The organism is Pseudoalteromonas undina (assembly GCF_000238275.3).
Classification (GTDB): domain Bacteria; phylum Pseudomonadota; class Gammaproteobacteria; order Enterobacterales; family Alteromonadaceae; genus Pseudoalteromonas; species Pseudoalteromonas undina.
On record NZ_AHCF03000002.1, the window covers coordinates 530,662 to 550,416 of the forward strand.

Below are 19,755 nucleotides of genomic sequence, written 5' to 3' on the forward strand. Positions count from 1 at the left end.
TAGTCTTTTTACCTAAATTTTTAGGTCTAGCGCTAATATTAGTAGATTTTACTCGACTCTTACTGTGTATTTGAACTTTATATGCTTAAGGGTTACTAATGCAACATTATATCGTGATGTTAGGTAGGATAATTAATATTGATGGCTTATAATATGTGCTTAATACTCATTTAAAATGAGTGAATTAACTAGTTCACTCATTGTTTTTTATTACTAAATTGAAATTCCATGTTTAACAGGGGCGAATGTTGCTAATTTTCCGTTATTTGACCACTGAGGTTTTAAAATCGCAGGTCGCCGTATTTTTAACTTTAATGACCATATTTTTGTCGCAAAAGTTTGTTGTCATTCTTGGTGATGCCTCAGAAGGTAGTATCCCAGCAAAGCTTGTGTTTGCCATGATTGCGCTTAAATTGCCGCAGTTGGCATCGTTAATTTTGCCTCTGAGCTTATTTTTAGGAATTATTTTAGCTTACAGCCGGATTTACGCCGACAGTGAAATGACAGTACTTAAAGCCTGTGGCGTGAGTGAGTGGTATGTAGTGCGTATTACGCTAATTTCAAGTGTCATCTTAGCGTTGTTGGCCGCGGTACTTACTTTGTATATTGCACCGTGGGCAAGCGAACAAGAATATCAACTTAAAGAGCAAGCCAAGGCTGATGCTGGTTTATCTGCACTTCGAGCTGGACGTTTTCAACAAACCGGTAACGAAAAAGCCGTGGTGTTTATTCATAATATTGAAAATGGCGGCAAAGAGCTCAACAAAGTTTTTGTGGCACAACTACCCGATAGTGAAAAAAGTGACCTAGCGCGTTTAGTTTATGCAGAGCAGGGCGTTGTTATTGAAGCGCAAAATGGTGAACAGCAGTTAGTGCTCACTGATGGTAAGCGCTATGAAACTGACGGCGAAGCGCCTTCACTTAACTTGACTGAGTTTGATGGTTACAGCGTACAAATTCGCGAGCAAGAAATAGAACATCAACGTCGTAAGTTAGAAGCCGTGCCAACTCGTGAGTTAATGTCTATTAACACTCCAGAAGCAATTGCACAGTGGCAATGGCGTTTAGCTATTCCGTTATCTATCCCATTATTAACTTTACTAGCAGTACCCCTGAGCGTTGTTAATCCACGCCAAGGTAAATTTGCTAAATTAGTGCCCGCTTTGAGCTTATATTTAGGGTATTTCATTTTACTCAACGCGGCTAAGTTTGCGGTAGAAGATGGGAAAATTCCGCCCTCTATTGGCCTATGGTGGATTCACCTAAGTGCATTATTTATAGGTAGTTTATTAATTATTAAAGGCCGCCCATTAGGTGTTTGGCTCAAGGCTGTCGTGACTAAACGGGAGCAACACATATGATGAAAACGCTTGATTGGTATTTAGGCCGTAGCATTATGCAAACGACTGGATTTGCACTAATGGTGTTGGTGGGGATCAGTACTTTAATAAAATTTATAGAGCAACTTAAATCGGTTGGCCGAGGTAGTTACGATATTATGACCGCCTTGCTATATACCATTTATAGTATGCCCGGCGATTTAGTGGTGTTTTTCCCAATGGCAGCACTTATTGGTGGCTTAACTGGGTTAGGCGCTTTAGCTTCTAATAGTGAGTTGGTAGTAATGCAAGCCGCGGGTATGTCGCGTTTACAAATCATTGGCTCGGTAATGAAAACCGCAATTTTTATGGCGCTGTGCGTAATGGTGCTAGGTGAGTGGGGGGCGCCCGCTGCTCAGCTGCACGCCAAAGAAATGCGTAACCAAGCTATTCATGGCGGGGATGTATTTAATGCACAAAAAGGCGTGTGGGCTAAAGATGGCAGTAACTTTATTAATATTGAAGATGTTGACCAAAATGGCATGCTGCGCGGCGTAAATATGTACCACTTTGATAAGTCGTTGCAACTTACACAAATTACTAAAGCAAAAGAAGCAGTAGGGCGTGATAATGGCTGGCTACTGCGCGATGTGAACAAAGTATTGATCAGTGAAGAGCTAATTACCACGGAGCAAGTTACTGAAGAGTTTTACTCATCTCAGCTGACCGGTGAAAAACTTGGCGTGGTTTCAGTAAAACCAGAGTCACTGTCATTTTCAGGATTGTGGTCATATTTAGCTTATTTACAGCAAAATGAGCAAGATACAAGTACCTATGATTTAGCACTATGGCGTAAATTAATGCAGCCAGTGTCTATTGCTGTGATGTTGTTGGTTGCCTTATCGTTTATATTTGGTCCGCTGCGAACCGTAACTATGGGGGCACGAATTATCATGGGAGTGGTAACGGGGATAGTGTTTCACTTAACTAATGAGATATTTGGCCCTGTGGTAATGGTATATCAAATCCCAGCCATTGTAGGCGCCGTTCTACCGAGCATTTTATTTACTGGGTTTGCAGCTTATTTGATGAATAAGCGGGTGTAGCTAGACTTAAAGCTTAAATAAAAAACGCGGCCTTTTTAAAAGTGCCGCGTTTTTTTATGCTTTAGCTTATACCAATTCACTAGATTAAGTATTAATCTAGTTCGCGATACACGCGTTTATTTTCTTCTTTGGTGAGCGTAACCACTTCGGTTTTTGATAAGTAATCTTGTAGTGCTTTTTTATTTTTAAAGTCGACTAATACCACTAAATTTCCTAAACCAAGGAATGCGCTGATACTGCGGATAATAGCTTGTGGCCAGCTAATTAAACTTCCTTGGTTGGTTTGTACTTTTAAGCGCCATGCTCGCATACCAATTGTTTGCCCACTTTTCGTCCAAAAATAACCAAAAAATACCAAGCCAACAAGCACCAGCAGCGAGCTACGAATACCAGAAAGTAATAGTGAATCTTGAATACGTGCAGATACATCTTCAGCGCCATTGAGGGCAATAACATCAAGGGAAATAAGTCCTTGGATAGCAAATAAATACAATACCACCGTTAGCATCGCAAAAGCGATAATAGCTAATGTGTCGTACACCAATGACGCAAAACGACGCCAAAACCCTGCTCGTGGAAACTCAGCCGACATAAATATACTCTCACTGTTAATGTGCGCGATAGTTTAGCAAATAAGCCGCTAAATACTACCTATTACGCTACGTGCTTAACCAGCTATTGGTTCAAATGTTAATGGTTGCCTAAATGTTAAGCGGTCGATCACGCTTAATACATAAAACGCTTGCCGCTTTGCTCATTGTTTGTATAATGCTAGGCAATGAGATGGAAGAGGGTACATAATCTTTCACTCTTAAGTGGTTTTTCTTTATCTTCTCGTGTTTAGAAGGTTAAAGAAAAATGATGCCAGCGTGATGAAATTGGTATACATGGGGGATTCAAAATCCCCTGCCGCAAGGCGTGCCGGTTCAAGTCCGGCCGCTGGTACCACTTTTTATAGCCCCGACCAAATTGGTTGGGGTTTTTTTATGCCTAAGATTTGAGTTGCCGGATTTTAATTACAAAAAATGTGTCCAACATTGCTACTTTTATAAGCAGTAGGTTTTGATCTAAACTTGGCCTGTAAACGTTTTGGTTTACCTAACCTTAAGCTCTGCTTGAGATAGGTTTCTTATCCAGAACTTAGGTTATATAGTAAACACAGGCCTGACTTTAATCGTATTTTTCATTGATACGGGTGTGCTAAGTTATGCAATGTGTTTTGACTCGGGTATTATATACCTTAACCTCTTGTTGCGAATAAAACATCATGACTCAACTAACCGCAAAACAGAATATTCAAGCCATTGTAAAAGCGATTAAGGCTGAAGAAGCATTACTGCGTAAAAAACACCCGCTATTAATGCATCAAAATACCTTAGGAATGGCTATTTTATTACTTTCTTTGAGTGCATTAATCGGAATTGGCACACTGTATTATTTTGCTATTATTCCCGCTTGGCTATGCATTATTTTAGCGGCCATTGCTACCTCAATTTCCCATGAGCTTGAGCATGACTTAATCCACAAACAGTATTTTAGCAACCAACCATTTTTGCATAATTTTATGATGTTAACCGTGTGGCTGATGCGTCCTAATACCATAAGCCCATGGTACCGTCGCAAGATGCATTTACATCATCATAAAACGTCGGGTACTGAGCAAGATTTAGAAGAGCGTTTGGTAGGTAATGGTATTAAAAATCCGTTTTTACGTGCCTTGGTAATTGTTGATGGATTACTCGGTTTATTAATTAATGCAAAACGTTTTAGTAAAGAAATTAATGGGTTTAGCTTCTTTAAAGTGTTTAATGCAGGTTTTCCCATTACTACTGCGTATTTCGCCATTTTATATAGCGTAATTGTGTTTCACTTAGTTAATTTGTTCACTCCACTGGCTGCTAATTCACCTGTATTGCTGCTTGATGTAATGAATGTGTTTGAATTTCTAATGGTGGTGCTGATTGTGCCTAATATTGTGCGTTCGAGCTCACTTAATTTTGTTACTTCAAGTATGCATTATTATGGCGGTGTGAATAATATGCTTGAACAAACTCACGTAATTACTAGCCGTTTGTTTATGCCATTTAATTTATTTTGTTTTAACTTTGGGCATACTCATACTATCCATCACTTTGTACCAAATCAGCCGTTTTATTTACGACAAATGATCAGTAAAAAAATCCTTGAAGTGATGCGCCAACACGGCGTGCGTTTTAATGATTTTGCCAGTATTAAGCAAGCAAACTTGTATCAGTAATACTCAGTGTAAAATGGCATCATAATGCAGTCGGACTCGCAGCAGCAATTAACTCAGCAAGATGCGTTAGCGCAATGTGTACAAGCTATAAAGGGGACCAGTTTTGCGCAAAAGCTGGTTAATTACATTGCCCTTATTGTTGAGTTTGATTGTGCGGTTGTATTGGCTTGCAGAGTAAATAAGCATCCCATTTATTTATTCGATTCTATCGAGAAACAGCGTGAACTTTTATTTCAGCGCTACCTTACTAACTCGTTTGTAAACGACCCTTTTTATACTGAACTGGTTAGTAAAGCTGAGGAAGGAGTATTTCGGCTCGCTGATATAGCTCGTTATCAAGATGAACTGACCTTTAAGGCATATCAACAGCAGTTTTATACTCACACTGACTGGACTGATGAGCTAAGTATTTGTACTAATATAGGTAACGGTCGCTCGATTGTTATTTACCTTGGTTTATTATCCAATAACCAGCGCTTTAGTGCGTTGCAAAAGCAGCAATTAATAGCACATTTTAATTTAATAAAAGCACTGTGTAGCCAACATTGGGGTAGCCAAAAATTACTATTAAATCAATTTAATAGTTCAGTTACTGGGCAGCTTATAGAAAATGCCCTCACGTCATTTGCTAACCAACAACTCACTCAACGAGAGCATCAGGTTGCTTGTTTAATTGTGCAAGGTTGCGACTCCGCAGATATTGCTTCTCAGCTTGGGATCGCCCTAGGTACAGTTAAAAACCATCGTAAACGTATATATGCACAGTTAAACGTTGCTTCACTGAGTGAATTTTTTCGACTGTTTTTAAACCATTTAATGCTGACAAAATAAAGCGCGTTTATGTCCCTTTAGGGATATAGTGCACATCGCTGAGTTTAATTAGTATTTTTCTTATAGATAATTTTGAGAAATACGATGACAGCACATTTACTTAGCGACATTATGCAGCGTGGTTTAGTCTCTCAAGTGAGTAATATTGAGCAATTAACCCATAAGCTTAAAACTCCACAGGTGGTTTACTGTGGCTTCGATCCTACCGCAGGTAGCTTACACATAGGGCACTTAGTACCATTAATAATGCTAAAGCGTTTTATGGATGCAGGGCATCAAGGTGTGGCATTAATTGGGGGGGCTACAGGGTTGATTGGTGACCCGAGTTTTAAAGCCACTGAGCGTAGCCTAAATACTAAACAAACGGTGTCACAATGGGTGACAGCGCTTGCAAACCAAGTTGAAAGTGTACTTGGTCCGCATTTAAACAAGCCACTGCAGATAAAAAATAACGCTGACTGGTTTAGCTGTATTGATGTATTAGACTTTTTTCGTGATGTAGGTAAACACTTTTCAATTAATACCATGATCAACCGTGAATCAGTAAAACAACGTTTGCAACGTCCAGAGCAAGGATTGTCGTTTACTGAATTTAGTTACTCCTTATTGCAGTCGTATGACTTTGCTAAGCTCAATAGTGAGTTAAATTGTACTTTGCAGATAGGCGGTAACGATCAGTGGGGTAATATTGTCAGTGGAATTGATTTAACCCGCCGTTTAAACCAGCAAACAGTGTTTGGTTTAACACTGCCACTTATTACTAAGTCAGATGGTACAAAATTTGGAAAAACTGAGGGCGGTGCTATTTGGCTCGACCCTAAAAAAACCTCGCCGTATCGCTTTTATCAGTTTTGGTTAAATTGTGAAGATGCTGATGTGTATAACTTTTTGCGTTTTTATACTTTTTTATCAGTTAAAGAAATTGAGGCCATAGAAGCAAACGATAAGATAAGCGGCCAAAAGCCTCAAGCACAGCGCATTTTAGCTGAGCAATTAACCCGTTTTGTTCATGCTGAAGAAGGCTTGGCAAGTGCGCAGCGTATCACTGAGTTGTTATTTAATGGACAAGTACAAACCTTAAATTTAAATGATTTAGCACAATTAGAACAAGATGGCTTACCAGTAATAACCCTTACTGAAATTAATATAACCACCTCCGCGCTATTGGTTCTCAGTGGTTTAGCAAACTCTAAGCGTGCCGCAAGAGAACTGATAGCTGCAAACGCAGTAAAAATTAATGGTGAAACAATTTCGGCTGATCATAGTCAGTTAAATTTGGCATTGCATCAACGTTTTTGGTTAATACAGCGAGGTAAAAAACAATTTAGGTTAATTAAACTCAATTGAATTTCCCTCTAATGGTGATTTTTTATGTGGTTTTAGGGGTTATTCTTAATCCAAACTACTTAAGTTTTTTAAAAGTCTTCATTGTTTTTTCTCATTACAATAACGGTAATTAATAATTTAATTGCCGTTATTAATGTGTTTTGTAGGCATTTGTAAATCACTGTGAAATGCTAAGTTAAAAAGTAACTTTTTTAAGTGGCTGATAATAAAGTAACTTTGCTATCTGTTTTTAATAGCGCTGTGCGCACGAGTTGTTTCTTTGTATTAATCTCTTTACTCACTCAAGCACGTTAATCAAATTGAAATATTTCTGTAATATTTAGGTGTTCTAATGCGCTCTGAAACAAAAACGTCATCAAAATGCCATAATCGGTAAGACAAAAACTGAGATTTAAACATGAGTGAATCAAAGCGCAATACGCTATTAATAAAAACGCTTAACTGGGCTGCTATCGCCTTTTTAGTTTATTTAGTCCTGGTAGCCGTTGGCACTGTCAGTGGTGGTTTTAAATTAGCGTCGGGCGGTACCGAGGGAGCGAAAGAAATTTTTGCATTTGCAACCAACCCGTTTATTGCATTATTATTAGGTGCTTTGGCAACGGCTTTAGTGCAATCGTCATCAACGGTTACCTCAGTAATAGTGGGCCTTGTTGCTGGCGGTTTACCGTTAAGTATTGCTATTCCAATGGTGATGGGTGCAAATATTGGTACTACTATTACTAACACCTTAGTGTCTATTGGTCATATTCGCTCTAAAGAAGAGTTTCAACGTGCGTTTGCAGCATCAACGGTTCATGATTTCTTTAATTTATTTGCCGTTATTATATTTTTACCGCTTGAGATAATGTTTGGTTTGCTGCAAAAAATGTCAGCTGCTTTGTCGCATCTATTTATTGGTGATGCTGACTTATCATTAAAGAGCTACAACTTTATTAAACCACTTGTTAAACCTGCTGTGGGTGTAATAAAAGATGCATTTAGCTTCCTAGACACAAAAATGCTAGGTGCAGCGATGGTTATAGCAGGTATTTGTTTGATTTTATTTGCCGTAACTACATTAGGTAAACTACTTAAAAAAGCATTGGTTGGCACTGCAAAAGATATACTGCATGGTGCAATTGGGCGCGGGCCTATCGCAGGTATAACATCAGGTGCGGCGGTAACAGTTATGGTTCAGTCGTCATCAACTACCACGAGTTTAATGATCCCACTTGCGGGAAGTGGTGTGTTTACTACACGTCAAATATATCCATTTACGCTAGGCGCTAATATTGGTACAACCATTACCGCTTTATTAGCCGCCACATCAATTACAGGGCCTATGGCTGAAGTGGCGCTAACGATTGCTTTAGTACACGTTATGTTTAATGTATTTGCGGTTGCACTAATTTACGGAATTCCTGTACTACGTGAAATTCCGCTTAAGTTAGCCGAAAAGCTAGCCGAAATTGGTACAAAGAATAAATCAGCTGCATTAGGCTATGTGTTAGGGTCGTTCTTTGTGGTGCCAGGTCTAATTGTACTGGCCGTTAGATAAGCAAATAAATGAATAAAAAGAATGCGCTATATAGCTTATATAGCGCATTTTTTGTTTTACCATTGGTAACTTACAGACAGCATGGCATTACGCGGTTTTCCTGGGAAGTAACGATCGCCAGTAAAACTAGTGTAATCTGCGCGCTGTGCGTAAGCCGTGTTGGTTAGATTTATTATTCGCGCGCTGAGTAATAATTGTGGGCTAATTTGCCACTGGCCGCGCAAGCTTAAAATATCGTGCCCTTGATATTCATGTAAGTTTTCAGGGTCGGTAAAGTAGCGACTCACATAGTGCCATTGCAGCGCAAGGCTAATACTCTCGTTGGCTTGCCAATTAAAATCGATATTAGCAACTTTTCGAGGTGCGGTATCAATATCGTTCCCTTTAATATTAATACTGCCAATGATTTGCTCATTCGAATACGTATGCTTGGCATAAGTGCCTGCGAAATTAACCGATAAGTGCTGATTAAAGCTATGCGCTAACTCAAGCTCAATGCCGCGATGTCGAGTTTGGCCGTCATTAACAGTAAAAAAATCACTGTCGCGGTAGATGGTATTGTGCTTGCTCATCGCATAAGCCGACAAACCGTAGCGAGTATTGTTGTACACCCCTTTGATACCTAACTCAGCATTATTTGCTATTTCTGCATCTAAGTCGGCAGTACTTTGCTCGCGTTGTAATTGATAAAGCTCAGCTGCTTGTGGGGCTCTATAGCCTCTTGAAAAGTTAGCGTATAGTGTATTGTTAATATTAAGCTGATAGCTCACACCGAGTTTTGGCGAAAGATTACTAAAGCTGTTTTTAGTGCTCTCGGGGCGACTATAACGACAGCCACCAAAACCACATTTACTGCCATCTTCTTTCGTACGCCCTGTAAGCATATTGTTTTGATAGTTATATTGCATATGCTCATAACGTAGACCTGCAGTTATAAGCCAATTATTTAGCTGCCAATCAATAGCGGCAAATGGGGCATATAAGGTGGCATCGACTTGGTAATCGTAATGTTTACCTTGCGGCACTGTGGCCACTAAAAACGCAGAACCTTGAGTCGGTTTATCTTGGGTTTGTAAAAAATCGGCTTGGGTAAACTCACCATCAAAACCAAGCTTTAAGTTGGTATTGTCGTTCACATAATGCTGATAAAGCGATTGTAGACCAAACCCAGTTTGGCTATTTTTTTCAAGTGGTGTGCCGGGTAAAAAGTGTTTAAAAAAGTCCATACTTTGGTCACGAATATAAGGAGTAACAACTAGAGTGTTCTCTCCTAATTGCCAGCTTGCTTTACTCCAAGCCCTAAACGAGCGAGCTTTTCTAAAGGCGTCGGGATCAAAGTTTTGCTGTGCTATATCTTCATCTTTATAGCTTTGAAAACCGCTAATATAACCAGCAGTTTGTTGATCTAAATTAGTATACGTAAGCCCAGAAACTAAGCTTAAGTTGTCATTATTATAGCGATGGCGCACATTTATTTTTTGTTGCTTTACGCTTTCATCATCTCGATAACCGCTATCATCAGTAAAACTAGCATTAATACCTAGGCCTGAATTATCCATGGCATGGCCTGCACGTAATTTATAGCGAGCATAATCATAAGAGCCATAATCAAAGCCAAGTAAACCACCACCTTGCGTAGTATCAGGGGTAATAACGTTAATTACACCATGCACTGCATTAGAACCATAAAGTGCAGAACCTGGGCCTTTTAATACTTCAATGCGCTCTGCCATTTCGCTATGCGCTTCGAATAGTTCATTGATATTACAAAAACCAGCTGCACGAAGAGCTATGCCATCTTCTGCGGTTAAAACACCACCACAAGCGCCCGTTCCAGAAAGTACTTGCGAGCGCAGAGCCGGTAAATACTCTTGGCCATTCCCACGTTGGACATTGGCACCTGCAACGCGTTGTAGCGCTTCCTCTACATGGGTAGGAGCTATAAGCTCAAGCTGTGATTCACTTAATACACTGATCACCAGTGGTAATGGCGTGGAAAGCGCTTCACTACGCGATGCTGTGGTGGTGATACGTTCAATTGATTGCGCGGTATCTTCAGCACACGCACTATTAATTAAACCTAACTGACTGCATAACAATAACGGGGGTAAATAGTAATATTTCATAAATTCCAGCACATCGGCAATTTGATAAGTTTAGGGTAGGGGATTTTGTGAATTGGTTAAAGCACACTCAACCTATAAACCCGATAAGTAATCGATAAAACAATACAAAAAATGCCCGGAAAAACTAAAGTGAGCACTGAGTAATGTTTAAATAGTAATACACCCACCACTCCGCCGGCTAAAAAACCGGCAATAATTAATACAAAGACCAAGCATTTTCTATTGTCAAAAGCTTCTCCTTTTAGGGCTTTACCAAACATCAAACCCAGATCGGTAAAAATACCGGTTAAGTGAGTGGTTCGCACAACTGCGCCGCTGTAGTTAGTGGCTAAAGCATTTTGTAAGCCGCAGGCTGCAGAAGCGAGTGTAAGTGCGTAAGGGTAAGAATATTGAAGTAGCTGTGCGCTTAACAGCAGTAAAATACCCTCAATAAATAAGAGCGTATCGTAATGGCGGCCTAGCTTAAGTGAACCGCCTGAAAGCATTAAGCCTGTTAATGCCGAGCCAAATATAAAACTCAGTACAATCGCAATTAAAAATAACGCTGCCTTGATGTTGGTAGTAAGTTCAATAGCTAATGAAGTCACCGACCCTGAAACGTGAGAAATTGCTTGCTGTTCAAACCCTAATAAACCTACTGCGTTTACCATACCGGCAATAAAAGCGAGGGTAAACGCACCATATTCGACCCACTTAGGTAGTTTTGTAAACATCCTTTTAGCTCCGGTTTCAGTGTGTAGATTAATCATACACTTAATTAAAGTTAATAAATGAAAAGAGGCTATATTTTTAACATCACAAGCAAGTGATGATCGCTAAATTTAACTTTTGCGTATCAACCAAATTTGGAATTAATATGTTTAACCAAGAACAGCAATCACGCATTATAGAAATGGCATGGGAAGACAGAACGCCATTTGAAGCCATTGAAAATCTGTATGGGCTAAATTACTCTCAATTAGTTAATTTTATGCGGGAGCATATCTCTAGCGGGTCATTTAAAGTATGGCGTAAGCGCCATGCTGGGCGTAAAACTAAACACCTAAAGTTACGCGACCCCGCGATTATGCGCAGTCATTGTAAAACACAGTACAAGCAACGTTAATTTTTCTCATTTCATGTAATGTTCAGGCTTAGCCGTTAATACTCTTCAGTAATGATCACACTGGAGAATCGCCATGAAATCACTAATCAGTATTTTAGTAATGGTTTTTGCGCTAACGGCAACAAACGCATTTGCTGTACCACATAAAGACAAACATGCGAATAAACACGCAAACAAGCATCACTGGAAAAAGCAAAAATATAACCAATACAATAATAAAAAATGGCTTTCTAAGAAACAAGCCAAGCAGTTAATTCGTCAAGGGTGGACTCCACCAGGGTGGCACAGATCTTATCATCAAGGTGATATCCTTGGGCATGACATTTATAAGCGTGCTAGAGTAATAGACCGAGAAAGAGACACAGTGCGAGTTGAAGTTGATCGCACTATTATTCACTTAGTGCACGACACTCGTGAAATACTCTCTATTTTACAGCGCTATTAGGATTTATAAATGCTCACTGTATTGGTCATAGTTACTGGCTTGTTGTTATTAATAACGTTATTACCCCTGTCATACAGTCAGCATTACTTGATACGTAGTTGCGACTTTGTGCGCTTGCAGGTGTGCTACCTAGCAAGCGCTATCGTTATAGCGGCTCTGATAGGTATGTGGCAAAGCGACTATATTACATATCCGTTATTAGTCACTGTCGCTTTAGTTATTTTAGCGCTTCAAGCTAAGTGGATTTATCCCTACACTTGGTTTGCTAAAAAAGAAGTATTAACAGCGCCAAAAAGTAGTGAGCATAGCATCAGAATTTTATCCGCTAATGTACTGATGTCGAATCGACATAGTGAGCAGTTAATTAACTTAGTCGATAAATATCAGCCCGATTTACTTATCACCTTAGAAAGCGATAGTTGGTGGCAAGATAAATTGTCCGTGCTTAAAAAAAACTACCCTTATCAAATACAGTGCCCAAAAGATAACCGCTACGGCATGCATGTATTTAGTAAATTTAACATACTCGATGCACAAATTTGTGCACTTATAGAAGATGACATTCCTTCTATTCATATTTTATTTGAAAACCACCAAGGGTTAAAAATGCAGGGGCATTTTATTCATCCCGCGCCACCAAGCCCAACCGAAGAAGATTCATCACGCCCGCGCGATAGCGAATTAATAATGGTGGCTAAAGCTCTTAAAGATTCAGCTCGCCCTACGATAGTCGCTGGCGATTTAAATGATGTTGCTTGGTCACGCAGTACTCGTTTATTTATGCAAATTAGTGGCTTTTTAGACCCCCGTAAAGGCCGTGGTTTTTTTAATACTTTTCACGCTAATTACTTTTTTATGCGTTGGCCGCTTGATCATTTGTTTCATTCAAAAGGCTTTAGTGTAAAACGGATAAAGCGCCTTGCTAAATATGGCTCGGATCACTTTGCCTTATTAACCGAATTGGTATTTGAAGATGCTAATCAGCAATCCCTTGAAACAAAACCAAGCGAGCAAAAGCAGCAAGATATACAAGAGCTGGCAATGAACAAAGCAGATAAACGCAAAGTACCTATGTTTGAAAAGAGCTAGGTATAGTACAGATATTAGGTTAAAGGTTTTAGACGAAGTTTTTTGTAGCAAACTATTTGGTTTAGCGTTAATTAACAAAGAGATTCATTATGTTTAATAAAATCATCGACTTTTGGTTTAATGAGCTTGATCCTAAACAGTGGTGGCAAAAAGACGATGGGCTTGATGCACAAATTAAAACTCGTTTTGGTGAATTACATCATCAAGCAAGTGTAAGTGAGTTATTTGGGTGGCGTGAAAGTGCGCTAGGTAGTCTTGCTGAAATTATTGTGCTTGATCAGTTCTCACGTAATATTTACCGTGAAAAGCCCGCAGCATTTGCCTGTGATGTATTAGCTCTAGCGTTAGCGCAAGCAGCTATTGCCAAAGGGTTTGATAAGGAATTGACGGATGAGCAACGCGTATTTTTGTATATGCCTTTTATGCACAGCGAATCAAAGCTAATTCATAAGGAAGCAGTGAAGTTATATAAAGCGTTAGGTATTAAAAATAACTTAGATTTTGAGTATCAGCATAAGGCGATTATTGATAGATTTAATCGTTATCCGCATCGTAATAAAATACTAGGACGGGACTCTACAAAAGAAGAGCTTGAGTTTCTAAAACAGCCTAACTCAGGTTTTTAAATTTATTAGACAAAAAAACACCGCGCTTGCTACAAGCGCGGTATTTAATTTTACTAACCTGATACCTGATACCTGATACCTGATACCTGATACCTGATACCTGATACCTGATACTAGCTGTGAATCATAATGCTTTTAACATTCACAAATTCGCGAATCCCAAAGCCGCCGTGCTCTCGGCCATAACCGCTGTCTTTAACACCACCAAATGGTAGGTTTGGTTGTGCCAAACCATAGCCATTAATATTGATCATGCCGGTGTCAAAATACTTTTTGGCCAGTTCAATGGCTTTTTTCTCATCTTTTGAAAATATACCGCCGCCTAGTCCATAGCGCGAATCATTAGCGATACGCATAGCGTCGTCGTTATCTTTGGCTTTAATTAAAGATGCGACAGGACCAAATAGCTCATCGTCATACGCAGGCATACCTGGTGTAAGGTTTTCGAGCACAGTTGGTGGATAGTAATAACCTGTTTGTTGCGGTATTTCGCCACCTACAATTACTTTTGCACCCGCATTGACAGAGTCTTGCACTTGCTGATGAATTTTGTCGCGTAAATCTTCGCGTGCCATAGGACCCAGTTCAGTATCTTCATCCATTGGATCGCCCATTTTTACCGCCTTAAACTGCTGGCTTAGTGCTTCTTTAAAGTCATTGTAGAGTGAATCAACCACCACAAAGCGCTTGGCTGCAACACAGGTTTGGCCGTTGTTGATAATGCGTCCTTGTAAACATGCTTTAACTGCAAGGGCTAAATCAGCGTCGTCAAGTACAACAAAAGCATCGTTACTACCCAGTTCTAGCACGGTTTTTTTAACATGCTTAGCAGCTTGCTCTGCCACTTTTTTACCTGTGCCATCACTTCCAGTAAAGGTTACGCCACTAATCGCTGAGTGTGAAATAAGGGCGCTGGCAGTTTTACCATCAACCAGTAAGTTGCTAAAGCAGTGTTCAGGAAAGCCTGCTTGTAGAAATAATGTTTCAATTTTTTCAGCCATACCAAATACATTACCGGCGTGTTTTAATACCGTGGTATTACCCGCCATAATGTTTGCGGCACTGTATCTAATAACTTGATAAAGTGGGAAGTTCCATGGCTGAATACCCAGCAGCACACCGGTAGGGCGATAGCTTATGATTGCACGACCTCCTTGCATGTCGCGCTCCTCGTCGCTAAGCATATCGGCGCCATGCTCAGCGGTATAACGACAAATGTCAGCACAAAGCTGAACTTCTTGGAAGCCTTGCTCATAGACTTTACCCATTTCTTCGGTCATTAGTTTTGCTAAGGCTTCTTTTTGGCTTTCAAATAAAGAGGCTAATTTATTTAGATGTTGTGCGCGCTCGGTAAACGAGGTTAATCGCCATTTTAAGTATGTTTCATGAGATTTTTCGATCACTTGTTCTGCTTGAGCTTGAGAAAGCAGCGTATAGCTATTAATGACTTGCTCGGTTGCGGGATTGATCGTATCAACTGTGTTACTCATTTTACCTCCTAACAAATTATGTAATAGGATAGGTGCAAAACCAAAGCCAGTTAGTTTCTAGATATTAAAAAGTCATAACTATCTGTTAGTAATGGTTTTTTACATTACTTATGACTAAAATCTAGATGTTGTTTGCTTGTTGTTTTTGCTATGGTTCTGTAAATAGTGCAAGTTGTTGAAAAAGTTACAGGGAGAGTTCAAATGAAGCCATCATTGTTTAATACCGCTTTACCGATAATTCAGGCACCTATGGCGGGTGTTCAAAATGAGCAACTTGCTCTTGCTGTGAGTGAGGCTGGAGGGTTAGGCTCTTTGCCTTGCGCCATGTTATCACCAGCACAATTAATTGAGCAGCTAGAAGTACTTAGCCAAAAAACAACGAAACCTTTTAATCTTAACTTTTTTTGTCATAGGGTTGCTGATTACACGAACGAACAAAAGCAGCTATGGCATAATATGCTGGCACCTTATTTTGCAGAGTATAAAATTAACCCGCAAAGTTTAACTGCAGGGGCTTCCCGTCAACCTATAAATCAATCGGTTGTTGATATTATTGCCCCCTATAGGCCAGCAGTAGTTAGTTTTCATTTTGGTTTACCTAAGCAAGCTATTGTGGCGCAAATAAAAAGCTGGGGCACTAAAGTAATTTCAACGGCTACCACTTTAGATGAAGCTATTTGGCTTAGTGAAAATGGCGCTGATGGGATTATTGCTCAGGGTATAGAAGCTGGTGGCCATCGAGGGCACTTTTTATCAATGGATTTAAGCTTACAACAAACTACTGAGCAGTTAATTAAACGTTGTGTTGAGCATATATCACTGCCTATTATTGCTGCTGGTGGCATTGCTTCAGCCGATGATGTACAGCGGTTTAAAGCGTTAGGAGCGAGTGCTGTACAAGTAGGGAGCGCTTATTTACTATGTAAGGAGGCAACAACATCAGCTTTGCATCAACAGGCTATTTTAGATCAACAACAAGACGAGACTACACTGACTACATTGTTTTCTGGTAGAGCTGCTCGGGGTATTAAAAATCGAGTAATGCAAGAGCTAGGTGCTATACCAAAGGGCGTTCCTGCGTTTCCACATGCCAGCAGTGCAATAACAGCCTTAAGAACTCTAGCTGAAAAAAGTGCTAAAAGTGATTTTTCACCTTTATGGTGTGGCCAAAAATATATTCCTAGGGTGGGTGTATCAGCGGCTGATATTACACATGCTTTAATGAAAAAATGGTAATTTTTAATGTCTGATAATCCACTTTTATCGCTTGGCGACAGTTATGAAGCACTAGTAAACAAGTTTAAAGTGCAATTGGCTGGTAAGTATCCTCAGCAACTAATAGCGCCCAATACCGTATTAGTGCAACAAGGCGATCTGCAAAGTTATGGGTATTTAGTTGTGGACGGGGTTCTAGGCGCTATTCATGACGACATTGACGGCGTGCAAAAGTGTAAAGAGTTTTATTTTAAAAATGAATTTGCTTTGCTGTTTGCCAATTGGATGACCTCAACTCCTGCGTTTTATCAATTAAAAGTGATTAACGAAGCCAATGTAATTAAAGTACCACTAACACTATTTGAGCAAGCACAGTATCAACTGATTAAGCAGCAGCTTATTGCACAGCAACTTATTTTTAAAGAAGCCAAAGAAGCATTTTTATTACTCAATAGTCCCGAGCAACGTTACTGCTATTTACTCAAACATAAACCTCATTGGTTGGCGCAGTTAAGTTTAAGCCAAGTGGCAATGTATATAGGCATTTCGGCTATTTCGTTATCACGAATTCGTAAGCGACTTAACTTAAGTTAAGTGCTGTTTTCATAAAGCACTATACACTCCCCATTTTAAGCCTTAATACCTTGGAGTGTTATGTTTTTAATTACCCAATCGTTAGTAGCAGTCGCTACTTTACTCGACTTAGCTTCATTTCAGTTTAAATCCCGACGAATTATTTTAAGCTGTTTATTTACCTCAGTATTATTAACCTCTGCTCACTTTTTTATATTGGGCTATAACAGTGCCGGCTGCTTAATGTTTATTGCCGCGGTGCGTTATTTTTATTGTATTTACTTTAAGCATACTTGGGCTATGTGTGGGTTTATGGCAGTAAGCTGCTTAGCCGTTTATTTTACTTGGCAAGATTGGTTTAGTATTTTCGCATTGGTGGCGACATTAATACAAACTATCGCTTCATTTCAAAATCGAGATTTGCACTTAAGGTTATGTATGGTGGTGGGAACCTCTTTTTGGATAACACATAATATTTTTGCCGGCTCGCCAGTGGCAATAATCATGGAAAGCCTATTTTTGAGTAGTAACTTATTAGGACTATACCGCTTTTATGTGGGTAAAAAATCGCTGAGCGAACCGCAAACGCAACCCTAAACACTTAGGTAAAAAACTGTGCAGCAATGGCTTTTAGCAGATAGGTTTCGCGAATAATTGATAGCCCTTGCTTGTCACTGTTTGCAAGTGTACGTTCGTTATGGGCTATCGCTTGGAAAATATCAACCCATTTAGCCTGCATGCCATTTTGTTGTTCGTAGTGTTCAAGCTGTGCTTGGCCTAGTTGCTCATCAATTTGGCAGAGGTAGCAGTATGATTGTATATGAATAATATCAAAGTCATCTTTGTACCAAGGGCGGTACTCTTCGTAAAGCCCAAACTCGCTACATACTTTTATATTTTGTGCGCCAGTTTCTTCACTTAGTTCTCTGATCAACCCCTGCTCTATGCTTTCATGTGAGTCAATTCCACCGCCAGGTAAGCTAAAGTCGTCGTAGCGCTGAGTATACATAAGTAAAATTTGTTGTTGCTTAAATGCAATAGCGCGAGCGGTTGGGCGAGAAAATTGACGACCTTGCTCAATATTGATTGAGGGATGAATGTAGGTTTTTAATAAGCGCATAACAACTCCTTTAATAAAAATAAATTATATCAGTTGGTTATATTAATTGCTTTAATAGAGATTTAATAAGCCGCATAAAATAGCGCTATTTCAGCGCCTATACAGCTACTTATGATTAAACTAGTGGATTAAAAATAAAACAGCTGCATTTTGTACCTTAATTATGTATATCTTTCATTTACATTAAAGGGTAAGTAGAATGGTGAAAAAGCACAGGGATTATTCATGTTAAATATACTTTTAGTCGATGACGACGTCGAATTTAGTGATGTTATTTGCCATATTGTTGAGTTTCTTGGCCACAACATTAATACAGCAACCAGTTTAAAAGAAGCGCATCAATGGTTTGAAAATAACACCTTTGATCATGTGCTGCTCGATTTTATGTTACCTGATGGCAGTGGTTTACACTTGCTGGATCACTTAAAAATGATTGGTCAATCGCCTAAAGTCACCCTTATTTCAGGTCACCCTTCGGTTAAAGGTATTTTAGCTGAGATGTGTGAGCCTAATGTGTCGCATCTATTAAAACCGCTGCAACGCGAAGACTTAGAACTGGTTTTAAATGGCCCTAAAAAAACAGTAAAGAAAGCGAAAAGCGCCGCTATTACTCATCATTTTGACACGCTTATTGGCGAGTCTGCGCCCATGCAACAGCTTTATACTATGATAGAGCGTGTAGCTAAAACCAATGCTAATGTTATGCTTATGGGTGAAAGTGGCTCAGGTAAAGAGGTGGTAGCCCAAGCTATTCATAATGCTAGTAAATGCGAAGGTCCACTGGTGGCGAGTAACTGTGGGGCGCTTTCAAAAGAGCTTATTGGCAGTGAATTATTTGGCCACGAAAAAGGCGCATTTACCGGTGCCATTGCTCGTAAAGAGGGCGTGTTTGAACAAGCAGACGGCGGAACGTTATTTCTTGATGAAGTCACCGAAATGCCGATTGATATGCAGCCTAACTTACTGCGTGTACTTGAAACTAAAAAAGTAACACGAGTAGGCGGTAATCGTGAGTTACCAGTAAATTGCCGTGTTATTTCAGCGACTAACCGCTCCCTTACCGATTTAGCGCAGAATAATATTTTACGTGAAGATATTTACTTTAGACTGGCTGTTTTTCCAATTGATATACCGCCACTACGAGAGCGAAAAGAAGATATTCCATTACTCGCAAAAGCGTTTTTAGGTCAGTTGAACGATGAAAATGGTACAGCGTTTGCCTGGGCTAACGAACAGCTTAAAGAGCTACAAACATACGACTGGCCAGGTAACGTACGTGAACTTCGCCATGCTATTCATCGCGCTTTTATTATGAGCGACCCGCAAACAAGCACAATTAGTTTACCTGACAACTTAGAATCGCCTTTTTCAAGGGTTAATACTCAATCTGAGGACAAACAGGTATCAGCAGGGCAAACAATTGAAGAAGTTGAAAAAGAGCTTATTCATGCCACGCTCGATAAGGTACAAGGTAATAAAACATTAGCGGCACAAATGTTAGGCATTAGTACTAAAACCTTATACAACCGTTTAAATGCTTATGGTGGTATTGGCGAGTATAAATAACCA

At 39.6% G+C, this 19,755-nt stretch carries 19 protein-coding genes and 1 tRNA gene; 15 read left to right on the plus strand and 5 right to left on the minus strand.

All coding sequences use genetic code 11. The features are described from left to right. Positions 1 to 248 precede the first annotated feature (248 nt). A complete protein-coding gene (lptF, locus tag PUND_RS03100; protein ID WP_036933683.1) occupies positions 249 to 1,361 on the plus strand; it encodes an LPS export ABC transporter permease LptF in 1,113 nt (370 codons plus the stop codon). Beyond that, positions 1,358 to 2,425: an LPS export ABC transporter permease LptG gene (gene lptG, locus PUND_RS03105; protein WP_010390868.1), complete on the plus strand. Its 1,068-nt coding sequence runs from the start codon at positions 1,358 to 1,360 to the stop codon at positions 2,423 to 2,425. Before lptF ends, lptG begins: the two co-directional genes overlap by 4 nt. 91 nt (positions 2,426 to 2,516) lie before the next feature. Here the strand turns inward: lptG and PUND_RS03110 are convergent, their stop codons facing one another. Beyond that, the gene (locus PUND_RS03110; RefSeq protein ID WP_010390869.1) at positions 2,517 to 3,017 is read right to left on the minus strand and encodes an RDD family protein; all 501 of its coding nucleotides are present in this window, start codon (positions 3,015 to 3,017) and stop codon (positions 2,517 to 2,519) included. A gap of 271 nt (positions 3,018 to 3,288) precedes the next feature. Here PUND_RS03110 and PUND_RS03115 point away from each other — a divergent pair. The 5 genes from PUND_RS03115 (at position 3,289) to PUND_RS03135 (ending at position 8,397) form a co-directional block, all read left to right on the plus strand. Next, positions 3,289 to 3,373 (plus strand) — tRNA-Leu (locus PUND_RS03115). 319 nt (positions 3,374 to 3,692) lie between these two features. Continuing rightward, positions 3,693 to 4,682 carry a fatty acid desaturase gene (locus tag PUND_RS03120; protein ID WP_010390871.1) on the plus strand — a complete coding sequence of 330 codons (990 nt, stop codon included), beginning with the start codon at positions 3,693 to 3,695 and terminating at the stop codon, positions 4,680 to 4,682. A 24-nt stretch (positions 4,683 to 4,706) separates the two neighbouring features. Then, complete coding sequence (locus PUND_RS03125; protein ID WP_010390873.1) at positions 4,707 to 5,513, plus strand: LuxR C-terminal-related transcriptional regulator; 807 nt, start codon at positions 4,707 to 4,709, stop codon at positions 5,511 to 5,513. Between the two features lie 84 nt (positions 5,514 to 5,597). Next, on the plus strand, positions 5,598 to 6,860 hold the full coding sequence (gene tyrS / locus PUND_RS03130) for a tyrosine--tRNA ligase (RefSeq protein ID WP_010390875.1): 1,263 nt from the start codon (positions 5,598 to 5,600) through the stop codon (positions 6,858 to 6,860). 397 nt (positions 6,861 to 7,257) lie between these two features. Beyond that, entirely contained in the window at positions 7,258 to 8,397 is a 1,140-nt protein-coding gene (locus PUND_RS03135) for a Na/Pi symporter (RefSeq protein ID WP_008114296.1), read from the plus strand. A gap of 56 nt (positions 8,398 to 8,453) precedes the next feature. Here PUND_RS03135 and PUND_RS03140 read toward each other — a convergent pair whose 3' ends face one another. Both PUND_RS03140 and PUND_RS03145 read right to left on the minus strand, forming a co-directional pair. After that, positions 8,454 to 10,523, minus strand: a complete 2,070-nt coding sequence (locus tag PUND_RS03140) for a TonB-dependent receptor (RefSeq protein ID WP_010390877.1) — start codon at positions 10,521 to 10,523, stop codon at positions 8,454 to 8,456. A gap of 56 nt (positions 10,524 to 10,579) precedes the next feature. Next, positions 10,580 to 11,236 carry a YoaK family protein gene (locus tag PUND_RS03145; RefSeq protein WP_010390879.1) on the minus strand — a complete coding sequence of 219 codons (657 nt, stop codon included), beginning with the start codon at positions 11,234 to 11,236 and terminating at the stop codon, positions 10,580 to 10,582. 143 nt (positions 11,237 to 11,379) lie between these two features. Here PUND_RS03145 and PUND_RS03150 point away from each other — a divergent pair, with 143 nt between their 5' ends. The 4 genes from PUND_RS03150 to PUND_RS03165 all read left to right on the plus strand — a co-directional run bounded on the left by PUND_RS03150 (position 11,380) and on the right by PUND_RS03165 (position 13,788). Beyond that, positions 11,380 to 11,628: a TIGR03643 family protein gene (locus PUND_RS03150; RefSeq protein ID WP_041708743.1), complete on the plus strand. Its 249-nt coding sequence runs from the start codon at positions 11,380 to 11,382 to the stop codon at positions 11,626 to 11,628. Between the two features lie 73 nt (positions 11,629 to 11,701). After that, positions 11,702 to 12,073: a hypothetical protein gene (locus tag PUND_RS03155; RefSeq protein WP_010390881.1), complete on the plus strand. Its 372-nt coding sequence runs from the start codon at positions 11,702 to 11,704 to the stop codon at positions 12,071 to 12,073. A 9-nt stretch (positions 12,074 to 12,082) separates the two neighbouring features. Beyond that, entirely contained in the window at positions 12,083 to 13,162 is a 1,080-nt protein-coding gene (locus tag PUND_RS03160; RefSeq protein ID WP_010390882.1) for an endonuclease/exonuclease/phosphatase family protein, read from the plus strand. A gap of 89 nt (positions 13,163 to 13,251) precedes the next feature. After that, positions 13,252 to 13,788, plus strand: coding sequence for a DUF924 family protein (locus PUND_RS03165; protein ID WP_010390883.1), 537 nt, complete (start codon positions 13,252 to 13,254; stop codon positions 13,786 to 13,788). A gap of 113 nt (positions 13,789 to 13,901) precedes the next feature. On the opposite strand, the gene PUND_RS03170 is transcribed toward PUND_RS03165, so the two are convergent. After that, complete coding sequence (locus PUND_RS03170) at positions 13,902 to 15,278, minus strand: NAD-dependent succinate-semialdehyde dehydrogenase (RefSeq protein ID WP_010390884.1); 1,377 nt, start codon at positions 15,276 to 15,278, stop codon at positions 13,902 to 13,904. Positions 15,279 to 15,479: 201 nt separating this feature from the next. Here PUND_RS03170 and PUND_RS03175 point away from each other — a divergent pair, with 201 nt between their 5' ends. Genes PUND_RS03175 through PUND_RS03185 form a run of 3 tightly spaced genes read left to right on the plus strand, consistent with a single transcriptional unit; the run spans position 15,480 to position 17,663 of the window. Then, on the plus strand, positions 15,480 to 16,514 hold the full coding sequence (locus PUND_RS03175) for an NAD(P)H-dependent flavin oxidoreductase (protein ID WP_010390886.1): 1,035 nt from the start codon (positions 15,480 to 15,482) through the stop codon (positions 16,512 to 16,514). Positions 16,515 to 16,520: 6 nt separating this feature from the next. Next, positions 16,521 to 17,087 (plus strand): Crp/Fnr family transcriptional regulator, encoded by a 567-nt coding sequence (locus PUND_RS03180; RefSeq protein WP_010390887.1) that lies wholly within the window; start codon positions 16,521 to 16,523, stop codon positions 17,085 to 17,087. Between the two features lie 60 nt (positions 17,088 to 17,147). Beyond that, the gene (locus PUND_RS03185; protein WP_010390888.1) at positions 17,148 to 17,663 is read left to right on the plus strand and encodes a YgjV family protein; all 516 of its coding nucleotides are present in this window, start codon (positions 17,148 to 17,150) and stop codon (positions 17,661 to 17,663) included. A gap of 4 nt (positions 17,664 to 17,667) precedes the next feature. Here PUND_RS03185 and PUND_RS03190 read toward each other — a convergent pair whose 3' ends face one another. Then, on the minus strand, positions 17,668 to 18,186 hold the full coding sequence (locus tag PUND_RS03190) for an NUDIX hydrolase (protein WP_010390889.1): 519 nt from the start codon (positions 18,184 to 18,186) through the stop codon (positions 17,668 to 17,670). A gap of 225 nt (positions 18,187 to 18,411) precedes the next feature. On the opposite strand from PUND_RS03190, the gene PUND_RS03195 reads away from it, so the two are divergent. Then, entirely contained in the window at positions 18,412 to 19,752 is a 1,341-nt protein-coding gene (locus PUND_RS03195) for a sigma-54-dependent transcriptional regulator (RefSeq protein WP_010390890.1), read from the plus strand. Positions 19,753 to 19,755 lie beyond the last annotated feature (3 nt).